Origin of the sequence: Actinoplanes sp. TBRC 11911 (assembly GCF_012933445.1) — a bacterium.
Lineage (GTDB): Bacteria > Actinomycetota > Actinomycetes > Mycobacteriales > Micromonosporaceae > Actinoplanes.
Genome location: NZ_JABBNC010000051.1, coordinates 14,477 through 31,094, shown reverse-complemented (window position 1 = coordinate 31,094; position 16,618 = coordinate 14,477). Strand labels below are relative to the sequence as shown.

The 16,618-nt window shown below is 71.3% G+C and carries 15 protein-coding genes and 1 pseudogene; 11 read left to right on the top strand and 5 right to left on the bottom strand.

Translation table 11 applies throughout. The features are described from left to right. Positions 1–16: 16 nt before the first annotated feature. Complete coding sequence (locus HH310_RS40505) at positions 17–433, bottom strand: YbjN domain-containing protein (RefSeq protein ID WP_312034644.1); 417 nt, start codon at positions 431–433, stop codon at positions 17–19. A gap of 85 nt (positions 434–518) precedes the next feature. Here HH310_RS40505 and HH310_RS40500 point away from each other — a divergent pair, with 85 nt between their 5' ends. Continuing rightward, entirely contained in the window at positions 519–3,047 is a 2,529-nt protein-coding gene (locus HH310_RS40500) for a DNA translocase FtsK (protein WP_169181078.1), read from the top strand. 253 nt (positions 3,048–3,300) lie between these two features. On the opposite strand, the pseudogene HH310_RS44560 reads toward HH310_RS40500, so the two are convergent. Continuing rightward, positions 3,301–4,059, bottom strand: a pseudogene (locus tag HH310_RS44560) (glycosyltransferase 87 family protein); the annotation flags it as partial. Positions 4,060–4,272: 213 nt separating this feature from the next. On the opposite strand from HH310_RS44560, the gene rimO reads away from it, so the two are divergent. From rimO to HH310_RS40470, 6 genes are all read left to right on the top strand, one after another. Continuing rightward, positions 4,273–5,733: a 30S ribosomal protein S12 methylthiotransferase RimO gene (gene rimO, locus HH310_RS40495; RefSeq protein ID WP_169181077.1), complete on the top strand. Its 1,461-nt coding sequence runs from the start codon at positions 4,273–4,275 to the stop codon at positions 5,731–5,733. Continuing rightward, positions 5,730–6,323, top strand: a complete 594-nt coding sequence (pgsA, locus tag HH310_RS40490) for a CDP-diacylglycerol--glycerol-3-phosphate 3-phosphatidyltransferase (RefSeq protein WP_169181076.1) — start codon at positions 5,730–5,732, stop codon at positions 6,321–6,323. The genes rimO and pgsA overlap by 4 nt, the downstream gene beginning before the upstream one ends. Positions 6,324–6,327: 4 nt before the next feature. Further along, complete coding sequence (locus HH310_RS40485; RefSeq protein WP_169181075.1) at positions 6,328–6,819, top strand: CinA family protein; 492 nt, start codon at positions 6,328–6,330, stop codon at positions 6,817–6,819. 158 nt (positions 6,820–6,977) lie between these two features. Beyond that, positions 6,978–7,376, top strand: a complete 399-nt coding sequence (locus tag HH310_RS40480; protein WP_169181074.1) for a helix-turn-helix domain-containing protein — start codon at positions 6,978–6,980, stop codon at positions 7,374–7,376. 267 nt (positions 7,377–7,643) lie between these two features. Further along, entirely contained in the window at positions 7,644–8,510 is an 867-nt protein-coding gene (locus HH310_RS40475) for a PspA/IM30 family protein (protein WP_169181073.1), read from the top strand. 24 nt (positions 8,511–8,534) lie between these two features. Beyond that, on the top strand, positions 8,535–9,323 hold the full coding sequence (locus HH310_RS40470; protein ID WP_169181072.1) for a phage shock envelope stress response protein PspM: 789 nt from the start codon (positions 8,535–8,537) through the stop codon (positions 9,321–9,323). Here the strand turns inward: HH310_RS40470 and HH310_RS40465 are convergent. After that, complete coding sequence (locus HH310_RS40465) at positions 9,286–10,074, bottom strand: Fpg/Nei family DNA glycosylase (RefSeq protein ID WP_169181071.1); 789 nt, start codon at positions 10,072–10,074, stop codon at positions 9,286–9,288. The genes HH310_RS40470 and HH310_RS40465 overlap by 38 nt on opposite strands. 4 nt (positions 10,075–10,078) lie before the next feature. After that, entirely contained in the window at positions 10,079–12,772 is a 2,694-nt protein-coding gene (locus tag HH310_RS40460; protein WP_169181070.1) for a BTAD domain-containing putative transcriptional regulator, read from the bottom strand. A gap of 81 nt (positions 12,773–12,853) precedes the next feature. Here HH310_RS40460 and HH310_RS40455 point away from each other — a divergent pair, with 81 nt between their 5' ends. After that, entirely contained in the window at positions 12,854–13,516 is a 663-nt protein-coding gene (locus HH310_RS40455; RefSeq protein ID WP_169181069.1) for a hemerythrin domain-containing protein, read from the top strand. Between the two features lie 77 nt (positions 13,517–13,593). Beyond that, positions 13,594–13,761, top strand: coding sequence for a hypothetical protein (locus tag HH310_RS40450; RefSeq protein WP_169181068.1), 168 nt, complete (start codon positions 13,594–13,596; stop codon positions 13,759–13,761). Between the two features lie 104 nt (positions 13,762–13,865). Here the strand turns inward: HH310_RS40450 and HH310_RS40445 are convergent, their stop codons facing one another. Then, positions 13,866–14,654 carry an S-adenosyl-l-methionine hydroxide adenosyltransferase family protein gene (locus tag HH310_RS40445; RefSeq protein ID WP_169181067.1) on the bottom strand — a complete coding sequence of 263 codons (789 nt, stop codon included), beginning with the start codon at positions 14,652–14,654 and terminating at the stop codon, positions 13,866–13,868. Positions 14,655–14,738: 84 nt separating this feature from the next. Between HH310_RS40445 and HH310_RS40440 the strand changes: the two genes are divergently transcribed. Both HH310_RS40440 and HH310_RS40435 read left to right on the top strand, forming a co-directional pair. Next, positions 14,739–15,665, top strand: coding sequence for an LLM class F420-dependent oxidoreductase (locus HH310_RS40440; RefSeq protein ID WP_169181066.1), 927 nt, complete (start codon positions 14,739–14,741; stop codon positions 15,663–15,665). Between the two features lie 127 nt (positions 15,666–15,792). After that, positions 15,793–16,605, top strand: coding sequence for a hypothetical protein (locus tag HH310_RS40435; protein ID WP_169181065.1), 813 nt, complete (start codon positions 15,793–15,795; stop codon positions 16,603–16,605). The last annotated feature ends 13 nt before the right edge of the window (positions 16,606–16,618 follow it).

Sequence of the window (16,618 nt, the reverse complement as noted above, 5' to 3'; positions counted from 1 at the left end):
GGCGCTGGATTACCTCTCAGATCGAGTCTTCCCGCAGGGCGCCGACGGCGTCGGCCAGCTGGCAGCCCGTCGCGATCCCGCAGATCACCACCTGATCGAGCTGCTCGGGCGTGACGCCCTTCTCCCAGTCGGCCACCACCTCGCCGATCACGGACACCGTGCCGTCGTCGCCGATGTGCACGTACGCCTTGGGCCAGAGGCGGTCGTGGTTCCACGAGTTACAGAACTCATACAGCCGGAGCACGTCCTCCATGCCGAACACGTGCTGGACCATCGCCCGGATCTGGATCATTTCCTTCTGATCACCGATCCGGAAGAAATAGATCAGGTTCCCTTGGAAATTGCCGGCGACGTCGCCATCGGCATCCACGAAGTAATTGAAGCCGCGCTCGTCGAGCGCGGACGTGATCATCTCGTTGGTCAACGACTGCACTGATCGATACTAGGCAGCCCAAAGTGAAACCATGTCACGGTGCGCCTACCAGTTCCCTGAGCGTCCGCGGGCTACGGTGGTGACCATGGCGGGCCGCACCTCTCCGGCGAGCCGGGGCCGAAGCGCGTCCACTTCGCGCGGCGCCGCGAACAACCGTGCCCGCCAACCGGCCCGTCGCCCCGCTCCGCGCAAGTCATCGGCCCGTCCGGCCGCCCGCCGGTCCGCGGCCCGCAGCCGGCCCAGCGTCGGCGCGGCCCTCGCGTCCGGCGTCGGCCGCGGCGTCGGCGCCCTCTGGATGGGGCTGGCGCACAGCGTCGGCTGGGCCGCCCGCGGCGTCGGCCGGCAGGCGGCCACCGCCCGCGACATCGATCCCGAGCATCGCCGCGACGGCGCCGGCCTGCTGCTTCTCGGTCTGTCCATCCTGATCGCGGTCGCCGTCTGGGCGGGCAGCGCGGGCCCGGTCGGCACCTGGCTGGCCGACTCGGTGCGCCTGTTCTTCGGCGGGCTCGCGGTGTTCCTGCCGTTGCTGCTGCTCTACAGCGCGATCCGGCTGATGCGTAAGCCGGCCGATCCGGAGCATCGCGGCCGCAGCCTGGTGGGCTGGACCGCGCTGGTCGTCGCCACGGCGTCGCTGCTGCACGTCAGCCGCCGCCCGACCGACAACCTCGCGCTGACCAAGGCCGGTGGCCTGCTCGGCTACGGGGTCGGCGAGCTGCTCGAACGAGCGGTCACGGCCTGGGTCGCGGTGCCGTTGCTGGTGCTGCTGTTCGTGTTCGGCTTCCTGGTGATCACCGCCACCCCGATCGCCAAGATCCCCGAGCGGGTGCTGCTGCTGGTCGACGTCATGCTGGGCCGTTCGACGAAGACACCCCCGCAGCCGGCACCGGAGGCGGCGGTCGAGGGCGAAGAGGCGCCGGCGAAGCGCCGCCGGCCGTCGCGGCGCCGCCAGGGCTCGCTCGCCGACATCGGCTTCGGCCCGGACGCGGACGGCGAACAAGCGCCGGCCGTCGACGAGGACGACCTGATCCTGCACGACACCGTCGTGGTGCCGAAGGTGCCGGGCAGCCGCCGCAAGCCGCCCGAACCGCCGGAGCATTCGCCCGAGCCGCCCACCCGGGCCGAGCAGCTCGAGATCAGCGCGGTGGCCGGCGACTACCGGCTGCCGCCACCCACGCTGCTGGGCAAGGGCTCCCCGGCGAAGGCGCGCAGCCGCGCCAACGACGAGATCATGAACGCGCTCACCGGCGTCTTCGAGCAGTTCAACGTCGACGCGGTGGTCACCGGCTTCACCCGCGGCCCGACGGTCACCCGCTACGAGGTCGAGGTCGGGCCGGGCGTCAAGGTCGAGCGGATCACCCAGCTGTCCCGCAACATCGCGTACTCGGTGAAGTCGCCCGACGTGCGCATCCTGAGCCCGATCCCGGGCAAGAGCGCGGTCGGCGTGGAGATCCCGAACACGGATCCGGAGAACGTGTCGCTCGGCGACGTGCTGCGCTCGCGCGCGGCCACCGGCGATCACCATCCGATGCTGGTCGCGCTGGGCAAGGACATCGAGGGCGGCTTCGTGACGGCCAACCTCGCGAAGATGCCGCACATCCTGATCGCGGGTGCCACCGGTGCGGGCAAGAGCTCCTGCCTCAACTCGCTGCTGGTGTCGATTCTCACACGATCCACCCCGGACGAGGTGCGTCTGCTGCTCGTCGACCCGAAGCGGGTGGAGCTCACGGCGTACGAGGGAATCCCGCATCTCGTCACGCCGATCGTGACGAACCCGAAGAAGGCCGCGGACGCGCTCGAGTGGGTCGTGCGCGAGATGGACATGCGCTACGACGACCTGGCGGCCAACGGGGTCCGGCACATCGACGACTTCAACCGCAAGGTCCGCAACGGCGAGATCACCACGCCGCCGGGCAGCGAGCGCGAGCTGAAGCCGTACCCGTACCTGCTGGTGATCGTCGACGAGCTGGCCGACCTGATGATGGTCGCGCCGCGCGACGTGGAGGACTCGGTCGTCCGGATCACCCAGCTGGCCCGGGCCGCCGGCATCCACCTGGTGCTGGCCACCCAGCGCCCGTCGGTCGACGTGGTCACCGGCCTGATCAAGGCGAACGTGCCGTCCCGGCTGGCGTTCGCCACGTCCTCGCTGGCCGACAGCCGGGTCATCCTGGACCAGCCGGGCGCGGAAAAGCTGCTGGGCCGCGGCGACGGGCTGTTCCTGCCGATGGGCGCGTCGAAGCCGACCCGGATCCAGGGCGCGTGGGTCGACGAGAAAGAGATCGCCGACGTCGTCAAGTTCTGCCGCGACCAGCGTGAGCCGGAGTTCCGCGAGGACGTGACGACGCCGCCGCCGGACAAGAAGAAGCAGATCGACGAGGAGATCGGCGACGACCTGGACGTCCTGATCCAGGCGATCGAGCTGGTGGTCAGCTCTCAGTTCGGCTCGACGTCGATGCTGCAGCGGAAACTTCGGGTCGGTTTCGCCAAGGCGGGTCGTCTGATGGACCTGATGGAGACGCGGGGGATCGTCGGGCCCTCGGAGGGTTCCAAGGCACGGGACGTTCTGGTGAAACCGGACGAGCTGGACGAGACGCTGGCGTCGCTGCGAGTGGACTGAACGCGTCCCGGAACAGCACGTACCCCACGGTCATCAGCGCGGCGAGCATCATCGCGGCCAGGATCGCCGGCGGCATCCGCTGCGACGTGGTGCCGAACAGGTACGGCAGGTAGGACAGCAGCGACGACGCCTGCACCAGCACCGGCACGAACCAGAGCCGCGGCCGGTAGACCGCCAGCACCACGGTCATCACGTCGGCCAGGAAGAAGTAGCGCTCGTGCATGCCGGGCAGCAGGAACGGCACCAGGATCGCGAACAGGGCGGCGACGGTGACGATGCGTTCCCGGGTGAGCTCCAGCATCCGGACGATCAGCACGTAGATCACCCCGATGATCACCGCGACCGCCAGGATCGTGCCGACCGTGCGCAGCGCGTCCAGCCGGCGCACGGCGGGAATGAAGGCCCAGACCGACGGCGCGTCGTACGTCAGCCGTTCCACGATGCGGCCCTGCCGGCCCAGCCCGTAGACGGTGAACAGCTCGATCGGATCGCGCCCCAGGATCAAGGCCGGAACATCGAGCAGCACGTACGCCACGGGGGCCGCCAGCAGCGTACGCCAGGGAATCCGGCCGGCCAGCGCGAGCAGCAGCAGCAGCGGGAAGATGAAGATGCCCTGTGGCTTGATCGCCAGCGAGACACCGCAGAGCGCGACCCCCCACCAGGGTTTCCCGCGCAGCAGGTAATAGACGCCGCCGAGCGCCGGGGCCGCCCACATCGCGTCGATCTGCCCGAGGAACGAGGCGTTCAGCACGACCGTCGGCAGCAGCACCACGACCAGCGCCGCGGCGATCGGGACCCGGCCGGACGGCCGGTGCAACGCGGCGATCCGATAGGTGAAGAACGCGAGGACGACGTCGGCGACGACGAAGACCGCCTTGATCTTCAGAATCAGCGGCCCGGGCAGGAAACCGACGACGGACATCAGGTACATGAACGGCGCGTTGTAGTTGCCGATCTCGGTGCCGAGACCCCGGAGCCGGCCCGCCCCGCTCAGCGTGTGATACCAGTGCATGAAGATGTTCATGTCGCCGGTCTGCTCCCGCCAGCCGGCCCAGCGCGCCGCGACGGCGAGCGCGATCAGCGCCGCGACGAGCAGGATCTCCACGTGGCGGGCGGGTTTGCGATCGTTCGTCATGGTGCCCCTGGGTACGGGCGAGGGCGGTGTCACGGTTCAACCAACCGTGTGGGGGAACAGCCGGTCCCCGGCGCCCGGTAACCTTGGCGGGTGTCGGTAACTCCTTCTTCTCGTCGTGTCGCTCTACTCACCCTCGGCTGTGCCCGTAACGAGGTCGACTCCGAGGAGTTGGCAGCACGGCTCGACGCGGGCGGCTGGCAGGTCAGCACCGACGCCAAGGGCGCCGACGTGGTCCTGGTCAACACGTGTGGCTTCGTGGAAAAGGCCAAGCAGGACTCGATCGAGACGCTGCTCGCCGCCGCCGACACCGGCGCCAAGGTGGTCGCGGCCGGCTGCATGGCCGAGCGGTACGGCAAGGAGCTCGCGGACAGCCTGCCCGAGGCGGCCGCGGTGCTCGGCTTCGACGACTACACGGACATCGCCGGCCGGCTGGACGGCGTGCTCGCCGGGGAGCGCTTCGACGCGCACACCCCGCGCGACCGCCGCGAGCTGCTGCCGATCACCCCGGTGCAGCGCCAGGCCGCGAAGGTGGTGGTGCCCGGCCACGCGACGGTCGACGAGCACACCCCGGCGCACCTGCGCCAGATCCTGCGCCACCGGCTCGACTCCGGCCCGGTCGCCAGCCTGAAGCTGGCCAGCGGGTGCGACCGCCGCTGCTCGTTCTGCGCGATCCCGGCGTTCCGCGGGGCGTTCGTCTCCCGCGACCCGCAGGAGCTGCTGGCCGAGGCTGAGTGGCTGGCCAAGTCGGGGGTGCGCGAGCTGGTGCTGGTGAGTGAGAACAGCACCTCGTACGGGAAAGATCTGGGTGATCCGCGCCTGCTGGAGAAGCTGTTGCCGCAGCTCGCCGCCGTCGACGGCATCGTCCGGGTCCGGGCCAGCTACCTGCAGCCCGCGGAGACGCGTCCCGGCCTGGTCGAGACGATCGCCACCACGCCCGGTGTCGCCGCCTACTACGACCTGTCGTTCCAGCACTCCAGCGAGCCGGTGCTGCGCCGGATGCGGCGTTTCGGCTCCACCGAGCGGTTCCTGGAGCTGCTCGACTCGGCCCGTAACCTGGCGCCGGCCGCCGGGGCTCGGAGCAACTTCATCGTCGGTTTCCCGGGCGAGACCCGCGAGGACTACGAAGAGCTGGTGCGCTTCCTGAACGAGGCCCGGCTCGACGCGATCGGCGTCTTCGACTACAGCGACGAGGACGGCACCGAGGCGGCCGGCATGGACGGCAAGGTCGGCGAGGACACCATCAAGCGGCGCTACGACCGGCTGGTCTCGCTCGCCGACGAGCTGGGCTCGCAGCGTGCCGAGGAGCGTCTCGGCTCCACCGTCGAGGTGCTGGTGGATTCGGTGGCCGACGGCGAGGTCGAGGGCCGCGCCGAGCATCAGGCACCCGAGGTGGACGGCTCCACCATGCTGGTGGCCGGCGACGTCGGCGTCGATCTGGCCGCGCTACGGCCGGGCGATCTGGTGCGCGCCCGGGTGACCGCGACCGAGGGCGTCGATCTGGTCGCCGTCCCGGTCGAGATGATCTCCGCGGCGCCGGTGCGCGGGCAGTGACCGACAAGCCGGTTCCGGTCTCGGCACCCAGGGTGGTGTCGCTGTACAACCCGGCGAACATTTTGACCGTCGTCCGGATCATTCTCGTTCCGGTCTTCCTGGTCCTGGTCGTCGCCACGGACTTAACCGGCACCGGCGCCCGGATCGTCACGTGCGTGGTCTTCTGCGTGGCTTCGGCCACCGACTTCGTGGACGGGTGGATCGCCCGGCGCTGGTCGCTGGTCACCTCGTTCGGCAAGGTCGCCGACCCGATCGCGGACAAGGCGCTGACCGGTACGGCGTTGGTACTGCTCTCCGCCTACGACCGGCTGCCGTGGTGGGTCACGATTCTCATCCTGGTACGCGAGTGGGGCGTCACCGCACTGCGTTTCTGGGTGATCCGGTACGGGATCATCCCGGCGTCGCGGGGCGGCAAACTGAAGACGATGCTCCAGATCGCCGCCATCGCGTGGTATCTGTGGCCCGTCCCGTCCCCGTTCGACGTGGTGGGCGCCTGGCTGATGGGCGCCGCGCTGATCGTGACCGTGGCGACCGGTGTCGACTATGTGATCCAGGCGCTGCGCCTGCGCCGCAACGCGCGAGGGGATTGACCCGGTGGACATTCACGCCGCGGCCGAGGCGGCGGTGCACCGGCTCGTCGAGCGCGGCGAGACGCTCGCCACCGCCGAGTCGCTCACCGGCGGTCTGATCGCCGCCACGATCGTCGAGATCCCCGGGGTCAGCGCGGTCTACCGCGGCGGCCTGGTCGTGTACGCCACCGACCTCAAGAACCGGCTGGCGGGCGTCTCCCGAGATCTGCTCGACGAGCGCGGCCCGGTCGATCCCGAGGTGGCGCTGGCGCTCGCCGCCGGCGCCCGGGAACGCTGCGGCGCCGACTGGGCCGTCGCCACCACCGGGGTGGCCGGACCGGACCCGCAGGACGGCAAACCGGTCGGCCTGGTCTACGTGTCCGTCGCCGGCCCGACCGGGGCCGTCGTGCGCGAGCTGAAGCTCGGCGGCAGCCGGGCCGAGATCCGCTCCGAAAGTGTGACGAGCGTTCTACGGCTGCTGTCGAACCGTCTCGCCGAGGCCTCCGCAACGCCCTGACCTGGGGAATGCCATACCAGGCAAGATTGTTGGAAAAACGGCCCGTCCCGCGTGGGTCCCGGAATTCGGCGGGGCGGGATGTCGGCCTCGCCGGCAACGGGTACGGTTGCGGGAAGCCTCCGGCGTGTGCCGGCGGCCCCGCCGCAGGAGGAGGTGCCATGGTCCTGCTACGCCGGGTTATCGGCGACGCACTTCGGGCGCGCCGGCAGGGGCAGCACCGCACGCTGCGCGAGGTGTCCACCGCCGCGAATGTCAGCCTGGGGTATCTGTCCGAGATCGAGCGCGGTCAAAAGGAAGCGTCCAGCGAGCTGCTAGCGGCCATTTGTGAGGCCTTGGGCGCACGCTTGTCCGAGATTCTCCGCGACGTCGGTGACACGATGTCGCTCGCCGAAGACATGGAAGGCGTGCTGGTACCGGTCGGCGACAACCCGGAGCCCGCCGTCCGCAAGCTGGCCCGCGACGGCGACGTCGCCGTCTCGGTGCGCCAGGAGTCGCCGCTCAAGGCGACCTTGCACGCCAAGCGTCCGCAGCAGCGCGACGTCGTGTACGCCGCCTGATTCGCAGCATCACCGACCTTGCCGGGCCATCCACACGGATGGCCCGGCTTGTCTGTTCCTGATTGCTTTCGCTCGCCGCATCCGGGATCGACCCTGAGCCGGTACTGCGCGTAGCCTCGAAGCCTGGGGGACACCCTGAGATCCCCCCGAAGTCACGTGACGCTGGTGGCGTCGAGCTGACACGATGGTGTTCGCGCCATCGCGGGCAGCTTTGCGATCAACGTCGGTGGCGCCGAAGACTGAGCGACTCTGAGGGGATACCGCGATATGGCGAACCCGTTCGTCAAGGGCTGGCGTTACATGATGGCGCTCTTCGGCGCGAAGATCGACGAGTACGCCGACCCCAAGGTCCAGATTCAGCAGGCCATCGAGGATGCCCAGCGGCAGCACCAGGCGCTCGTCCAGCAGGCGGCGGCGGTCATCGGCAACCAGCGCCAGCTGGAGATGAAGCTGTCCCGCCAGATGTCCGAGGTCGAGAAGCTGCAGGGCATGGCCCGCCAGGCGATCACCCTGGCCGACCGCGCCCGCGGCGGCGGGGACGAGGCTGAGGCACAGAAGTACGAGTCGACAGCGCAGACGCTGGCCACCCAGCTGGTCGCCGGCGAGCAGTCGATGGAAGACCTCAAGACGCTGCACGACCAGGCGCTCTCGGCGGCCGGGCAGGCGCGCAAGGCGGTGGAGAACAACGCGATGGTGCTGCAGCAGCGCATCGCCGAGCGCTCTCGCCTGCTCAGCCAGCTCGAGCAGGCCAAGATGCAGGAGACCGTGGCCCGGTCGCTGGAGTCGATGTCGTCGCTCGCCGCGCCCGGCAACACACCGTCGCTGGACGAGGTGCGCGACAAGATCGAGCAGCGGTACGCGAACGCGATGGGCCGGGCCGAGCTCGCGTCCAACTCCGTCGAGGGCCGGATGCTCGAGGTGCAGAAGTCGAGCCTCGACATGGCCGGCGCCTCCCGTCTCGAGCAGATCCGGGCCAGCATGGCCGGCGAGAAGCTCGGCGGCGCCGCGACGCAGCCCGCCGTGGAGCAGGGCGAGGCCGCCGCGCCGGCCGCCGACCCGGCCAGCGTCGCCCGCCTCGACGAGATCCGGGCCAGCATGAACCAGAAGCGGGGCGACACCACCGCGGCCGGCTAGTACGACGCGACGGGGAGGACGACGGTGGACGAGCGAACGCGGTATTTCCGCCGGCTCAAGCGGCTGCGCGGTTCGGCGCGGCGCTGGAGTGTGCTCGGTGGCGGCTTAGCCGCGGCCACCGCCGTCCTCACGCCGTACGCGGGCATCGGCGCCGTCGACGCGATCTGGGCCGGCGCCGCCGGGGCGTCGATGGCGCTGGCCTGGTGGCGCTGGAGCGATCACCGGGCGCTGGCCGCCACGCCCGCCCCGGCACCGCCCGACCCGGCGCTGGCCGGGCAGCGGCTGGCGGCGGCGATCGAGCGGTTCCCGGCCGGGCGCACGGTCATGAACGAGGTGCGCCGGCAGAAGAGCCGGTATCAACTGCGCGGCTCGGCGATCACGCAGGCGTGGGACCGTCTCGACCGGGCGTCGGCCACGCTGGTCGCGCTGGCCGGCCGGCTGACCGGTCCGGGTGAGGAAGCGCTGCTGGAGGCCGCCGCGGCGGAGAGCTGGCTGCGTGATCTCGGCCAGCGGGTGGCGAGCGTGGAGCGCGCGCTGCCGCTGACTGCGCCAGCCCAAAACGTCGGGCTCGCCGAGTCGCATGCCGGGCTGGTCGCCCAGTTCACCGAGGGTGTCGAGGCGTACGAGCGGCTGGTGGCGGCGGCCGCGAGCTATGTCGCCGAGGATGGCCACCCGGTCGCCGACCTCAAGCATCCGGCGTTCGCCGGCCTGGTCGACGCGACCGATCGTCTGCGCGGGCTGGCCGAGGGCCTGTCCGAGCTGAAGCGCCCGCCGTTCAAGTTTTCGACTGGCAGCGCGGGCACCAGTACGTGACGCGTTCGTCCTGCTCGGCCTTGCTGATCGCGGTGCCGCAGCGGCGGCACGGTTGCGCCCGCCGGCCGTAGACATAGTTCGTCTCGCCCCGGCGCAGTGAGCCGGTGGTGGTCTGCGTCCAGCGGCCCCGGTTCGACGCGACCAGCTTCTGCGCGAGCTCGACGACCTTTGTCAGGTCGTGCACCTGGGCGACCGGGGTCCACGGCCACAGTCCGCGCAGGAAGAGCGTCTCCGACTTGTAGAGGTTGCCCACGCCGGCCAGGTTGCGCTGGTCGAGCAGGGCGGCCGCGATGGTTTCGTCCGGGTGCTCCGCGATCCGGCGGGTCGCCTCGGCCGGGTCCCAGTCGTCGCCGAGCAGGTCCGGGCCGAGGTAACTAAGGAACGATTTTTCATCATTTGTCGGGATAAGGGTGACGTCGTGCAGGTGGTAGCCGACGGCGACGCTTTTCGCGGTCCGCAGGACGACGCGGATCAGGTGTGCGGGGCGGCCCGCCCAGCGTTCGCCGGCCTGGAACGTCCGCCACGCGCCGTCCATCCGCAGGTGCGAGTGCAGCGTCAGCGGCTTGGCGTCGTCCTTCGTGAGGCGCAGCAGCAGGTGCTTGCCGCGGCTCGCCGACTCGGCCACGGTCCAGCCGGTCAGGTCGGTGGTGGCCAGGCGCGGCACCCGGAAGTCGGACCCGGTCAGCACCTCACCGGCGAGCGCGCGTTCGAGCGTGCGGGCCGTGTTCCAGACGGTGTCCCCCTCGGGCATACCGTCAATCCTGCCCCAGCAGCCCCGTGAGCGCTGACTCGTCGAGCTCGGCCGCGTCCCGCTCGGCAGCCGTCAGGTCGATGTGGGACAAAGCGGATGAAAGGGCTTTGGCGCGCACCGGGTCGGCTACGTCCGGATCGAGGCCGCGGCGCCGGCAGAAGCGACGAACCGCGGCGAGCAGCGTGGCGCCGTCGGTGACACGGCCGTCGAGCACCAGCGCGTAGGCGCCGGTGTGCAGACCGGCCAGCACGTTGCCGATGTCGTCCTCCTCGGCGAAGCGGTCCAGCGCCCGCCGCAGCACGCTCAGCGCCTCGCCCGGCCGCGGGTCGTCGGTCAGCAGGGCGCGGGCCAACATCAGCTCGCTCATCGCGGTGATCCAGTTCTGCTGGATGCTCGCCGCCTGCTCGGCGGCCCGGGTCAGCACCGTGCGGCCCTCGGCGACCCGGCCGGCGCCGACCAGGGCCGGGCCCAGCGACATGGTGGCGGCCGGTACGATCCAGCCCTCACCAAGGTCGCGGGCTAGGTCCATCGACTGCCGGGCCCAGCCGGCCGCCCGCTCGAACTCGTTGTTGGTCCACCAGAACAGCGCGGCGTAGTAGCAGGCTTGGGCCTTCAGGATGTGCTCCTCGTGGCCGGCCGGCTCGTCGATCAGGTCGAGCCCCGCCTCGAGGTCCCGCAGCGCGGCGCCCTGGTCGCCGGCCAGGTACGACAGCGTCGCCGCGCAGATCAACGCCCGCGCCCGGTCCTCCCGCGGCGCGCCCGGGGCCTTGGCCAGCGCGTCGTGCAGCAGCGGCAGACCCTCACCGACCAGGCCGCCGCGGAACCAGAACCATTCCAGCAGACCGGCCGTACGCAACGCCGTGCGCGGCGCCGTCGTCAGGTCGTGCGTGATGGCGGCGCGCAGGTTCGGTCGTTCCCGGTTGAGCACCCGGATCGCGTGCGCCGAGTGCTCCGCGCGCAACAGCGGGGCCTGCTGCTCGACCAGCCGGCGCACCCACGCGGCGTGCGCTTCGCGGCTCGCCGCCGGGTCCGGGTCGTGCTTGCGGCAGTACGCCCGGACGATCTCCAGCAGCCGGTACCGGGCCGGCGTGACGCTCGTGTCGGCGACGACCACCGAGCGGGCCACGAGCGCGGAGAGTCCGTCCAGGTCGTTGTCCAGCGCGGCCAGCGGGAACCCGCCCTCGAACGACCACAACCGCAGGAGCAGCGCGCGGTCGCTCGCGGAGAGCAGGTCGACACTCCAGGCGACCGCGGCTTCCAGGGTCTGGTGCGGAGCGAGGGCGCCGCGCGGGACCGGGCCCAGCGCGGGGAAGCGGTCGTGCAGCATGTCGAGCAGCTCGCCGAGGCCCAGGACGCGGGCGCGGGCGGCGGCCAGTTCCAGGGCGAGGGGGATGCCGTCGAGGGCGTCGGCGAGCCGGGTCAGCTGGTCGGATTCGGCGGTGGTGGGGCGCCAGCCGGGGCGTACGGCCTGGATCCGGTCGGTCAGCAGGGCGACGGCGTCGGTGGGCGGCAGGGGAGCGACGGGGAGGAGGCGCTCGCCGTCGACCCCTAGGGGTTCGCGGCTGGTGGCCAGGATGGTGAGACCCGGGCATCGGGACAGGAGGGCCAGGGCGAGGTCGGCGGCCGCGGTGACGACGTGTTCGCAGTTGTCGAGCAGCAGGAGGCCGGGCTGGCGGCCGAGGGCGACGGCGATCGAGTCGACGGTGGTGCCGCGAACTCCGACGGCGGCGGCGACGGCGGCCGGGACTTCAGCGGGGTCAGCGACGTCGGCGAGGCGGACGAACCACGGCTCCGTGCTTTGCCGGTCGCGTGCGGACGCGAACTCGACCGCCAAGCGTGTCTTGCCGGCTCCGCCCGGGCCGACGAGCGTGACCAGGCGGTGCGCGGCCACCAGGCGGTCCACTTCCGATATTTCATCTTTTCTGCCGAAGAAGTGCGACAACGGGCGTACGGCATGGGTGGGCCGGGACGGCAACAGCAGGCGCGGGTCCTGGGCCAGCAGGCGGCCCTCCAGCTCCTGCAGCGCCGGGCCGGGATCGATGCCGAGGTCGTCCGCCAGCCGCGCGCGGACCCGGCGCAGCGCGGCGAGCGCGTCGGCCTGCCGGCCACTGCGATACAGGGCGAGGATCAAAAGCTCCCAACGGCGTTCCCGGTACGGCTCGGCACGCACCGCCGCGTCCAGATCGCCGACGACTCCGGGGGCATCGCCGGTCGCCAGCCGGGCTGCCAGACGTTCCTCCGCGGCCACGTCGCGCAGTTCCGCCAGGTGCGGACGCGCATACGACTCGGGCAGATCCGCGAACGCCTCACCGCGCCACCGGGAGAGCGCCGTGTCGAAGGCGCGCACCGCCTCGCCGGGCCGTTCGTCGTCGAGCAGCTCCCGCCCGCGCGCGACATCGGCCGCGAACCGCGCCACGTCCGTGTCGTCCACCGCGATCCGATAGCCGTCCCCGGCCCGCACCAGCGCGTCGCGTCCGAGGATCCGGCGCAGCCGCGACACGTACGCCTGCAGCGACGCGGTCGGATTGGCCGGCACCTCGGCGCCCCAGATCGCGGCGGCGAGCGCGTCCTCGGAGACCGCCCGGCCCTCGGCCGCGAGCAGCGCCGCGACCAGCCGCCGGGGCAGCGGACCGCCGAGATCGACCGGAACCCCGTCCGCCTCGACCTCGGTCCCCCCGAGCACGTGCCCGACCAACACGGCCGAAGCATACGAGCGGTTTGCGGACCGGTGCATGTCGGTTGCAGGTCGGGTGCAAGTCGGCCGGGCCAATCTGGCGGCATGACGACGAGTACTGCCACACGCACCGACACCTGGGACATGATCATGGTGCACCGGGTGTTCCGCCGCGAGTTCCGGATCCTGCCCGGCCTCGTCCGCGCGGCCCGCCCCGGCGACCTCGCGCGCGCCGAGGTCCTGGGCGAGCACCTCGGTCACGTGGCCGGCGCCCTCGAGCACCACCACCTCGCCGAGGACGAGATGGTCTGGCCGCTGATGCTGTCGCGGGCCACGCTGCACGCCGAACTGATCAACCGGATGGAGGCCCAGCACGCCCGCCTGCACGAACCGCTGGCCGGCATCGAGGAGGTGCTGCCCCGCTGGCGGGCCACCGCGTCGGCCGCCGACCGCGACCTGCTGGCGGATCTGATCGCCCAGGCGTCGGTTGCTCTCGACGAGCACCTCACCGACGAGGAGCGCGACGTCTGCCCGTTGATCGAGAAGCACCTCACGCCCGCCGAGTGGCACGCGGTCGGTGAGCGCGGCCGTCAGTCCATCCCGAACGGCAAGCTGGCACTGGTCTTCGTGGGCGCGATCCTCGAGGAGGCGTCACCGGACGAGAAGCTGCGCTTCCTGGCCGAGCTGCCGGCGGCGGCCCGGGTGCTGTGGCGCCTGGCCGGCGAGCGGGTGTACGCCAAGGCCCGCGATCGCATCCGCCGCGGCTGACCCCGCGCCGGGTGGATGATCTGTTGCCCGCACAACAGCGCGGGCCGGATATACGCCGCCGCGGATATGATCCCCGCGTGGAGAACCAGGAACACGGCAAGGGCGTTTCGGGCTGGGTGGAGCGGATCCGCGAGCACGAGCACGCCGCGCGGACTGCCGAAGAGGTCGAGGAGTCGGTTGAGGCCGACCTTCCGCCGACCGAGCTGTCGGTCGAAGAGGACGCGGCGCGCGAGAGCCGGGGTTGAAGCCTGGCGGGGCAAGGGCCGGAAGGTCGGTATGGCCTTGAGTTGCCGCCTGGCCGGCCGTAAAACCTAGGGGACTCGTCGCGCGCCGTACCGGGGAAAGCTTTTCAGCGTTCGGAAATGCGGATGGTGTCGCCCGGGCGGACGCTCAGGACGACGACCGCGCGGCCGTTGTTGACGGCGATGGCGGCCTGGCCGGCGGAGTCCTCGAAGACGAGCAGGTCGCCGGGGTCGACGTCGGCGAACGTGGCGCCGCGGCGGGCTCGGACGTTGCCGTTGACGACCAGGTCGGGGCCCAGGCCGGCGAGCAGGCCGCCGACCGCCGCGAGTTGCACGTTGCCGAAGCGGTCGATGGTGGCGACCTCGGACTCCAGCCAGCCGTCGCCGACCGTGACGACCGGGTCGGGCAGGCGCACCAGGGTGTCCGCGTCGAGCGCGGGGCCGGCGTCGTGCAGCGGGGTGCCGAGCGCGATGCGTGCCGCGGCGGGGGAGAAGAGGTCGCGGCCGTGGAAGGTGCGCGACACGTCGCCGAGGAACCAGTCCTTGTTGGCCAGTTCGTGGACCGCCTCGATGCCGCCGAGGGCCTCGGCCGTCCAGATCAGCACGCCGTTGTCCGGGCCGACCAGCACACCGTTCGGGGTGGCGATCGCGATGCCGCGGCGGGCGGTGCCGACACCCGGATCGACCACGGCGACGTGCACCGAGGGCGGCAGATGCGGCGCGGTCTGGGCAAGCACGAACGCTCCGCGCGCGACGTCGGCCGGCGGCACGTGGTGTGTCACGTCGATGACGCGGACGTCCGGCGCGATCCGCGCGATCGAGCCGTGACAGGCCGCGACAAAACCGTCGAACGTTCCATAGTCGGTGGTGAGGCTGATCCATCCATACCCGGGCATGGTGAGAAACGTTACTGTCTCCGCACGGTTCGTGTGCGCCGGGCCTGGTCGGGCGCGCCGGGCCTGGTCTGGCAGGGTTGATGCATGCGTCTCGTGATCTTCACAGAGCCCCAGAACGGGGCTAGCTACGACGACCAGCGCCGGGTCGCCCAGACCGCCGAAGCTGCCGGTTTCGATGGTTACTTCCGTGCTGACCATTTGCTCGCCATGCGCGGCGACGGACTTCCCGGCCCGACCGATTCCTGGGTCACCCTGGGCGGTCTGGCGCTGGAGACTTCCCGCTTACGCCTCGGCACGCTGGTCAGCTCGGCCACGTTCCGGATGCCCGGCCCGCTGGCCATCGCGGTCGCCCAGGTGGACGCGATGAGCAACGGTCGCGTCGAGTTCGGTTTAGGCGCCGGCTGGTTCGCCGAGGAGCATTCCGCGTACGGGATTCCGTTCGCGCCCGTCTCGGAGCGCTTCGATCACCTCGAGGAGCAGCTCGAGATCATCACCGGGTTATGGGAGACGCCGGTGGGGCAGCGGTTCGACTTCGCCGGCAAGCACTACCAGGTGACGAACTCGCCCGGGCTGCCGAAGCCGGTGCAGAGCCCGCGCCCGCCGGTGATCGTGGGCGGGGCCGGCCCGCGGCGCACGCCCGAGTTGGCGGCGCGGTTCGCCGATGAGTACAACACGTCGTTCGTGCCGATCTCCAAGGTCGCGGGGTTGTACCAGCGGGTTCGGGAGGCGAGCGCGGCGATCGGGCGGACCGCGCTGCCGGTGTTCTCGGCGCCGGCGGTCATGTGCGTCGGCCGCGATGACGCCGAGGTGCGCCGCCGGGCCGAGGTGCTCGGGCGTGACGTGGACGAGATGCGCGCGGGCGGCGGCATCGTCGGGACGGTCGCGGAGGCGGTCGACACGATCGGCCAGTACGCGGCGGCGGGCACCGAGCGGCTGTTCCTGCAGACGAACGACATGAGCGATCTCGACCAGATCGAGTTGGTGGCGGCTGAGGTGGCGCCGCAGCTCTGATCCGTGGCCTTGTTTCCGGGTCGCGGCGTCGTCGGCGCTGCGGCCCGTGTCGCGCTTGAGCCCCCTCTTCTCCTTCTCGGCGGGCCTATCCTTGGGGGAAATATCAGGATATTTCGGGGTGAGGCTTGTGGCGGGACGGCTTTATGTGGCGCGGGATGCGCACGTCACCGTCGTCTCCCGGGGGCGCGTGCGGATGGGCGGTGCCGAGCGCGTGGATCGCCCGTGGGCGGCGCTGGTGGAATGGGTGTCGGCGGGCACCGCTGAACCTCGTCGTGCTCGCGCTTCCGTTATCGACGCGGCGTTCGTCGTCGTGCCGCCCGTCGTCGCCGGGTCGATCACGGCGGCGTACGCGCCGGTCGAGGCCGCCTACGCGGTCGGCGGTGGCCTGCTGCTCGCGACCTCCACCCTGGTCCAGCCCCTGCGGCGCCGGCTGCGGTCCCGAGGGTTGAGCGTCGCCGGGTCCGAAAAGTACACGTTGACCTCGGAGCGCGCCGCCTTCCACCGCGCGGTTGCCCTGGCCGATCGGATCAGCGAGACCTGGCCCGCCCTGGGGTCCTTGGTGGACGTACCCGAGGCCGAGCAGATGCTGGCCGACGCGCTGTGGGAGACGGCCGGCCTGCTGTCCCGCCGGCAGACCCTGATCGGCGTCCTGGCCGAGCTCAGCCGCCCGGAGTTCACCGCGTCCGACGACCTGAACGCCCAGCTGCGCGCCACGAAGGAAGCCTTGTCCGACTTGGATATCGACCTGGCCCGCCGCGAAGCCGGCCTGCGCCGGGCGGACGAGGCCGGCCGCGACTTCATCCGCGAACAGGACATGCGCCAGGCGATCAGGTCGGCCGAGGCGGAACTCTCGGCGACCACGACGCTCCCCGATGCCGGCACCCGGCTGGCCGAGCAGACCCGTTCGGTTCTGGCGGCCTACCAAGAGCTGATCAACTAAAGCCGCACAGCGG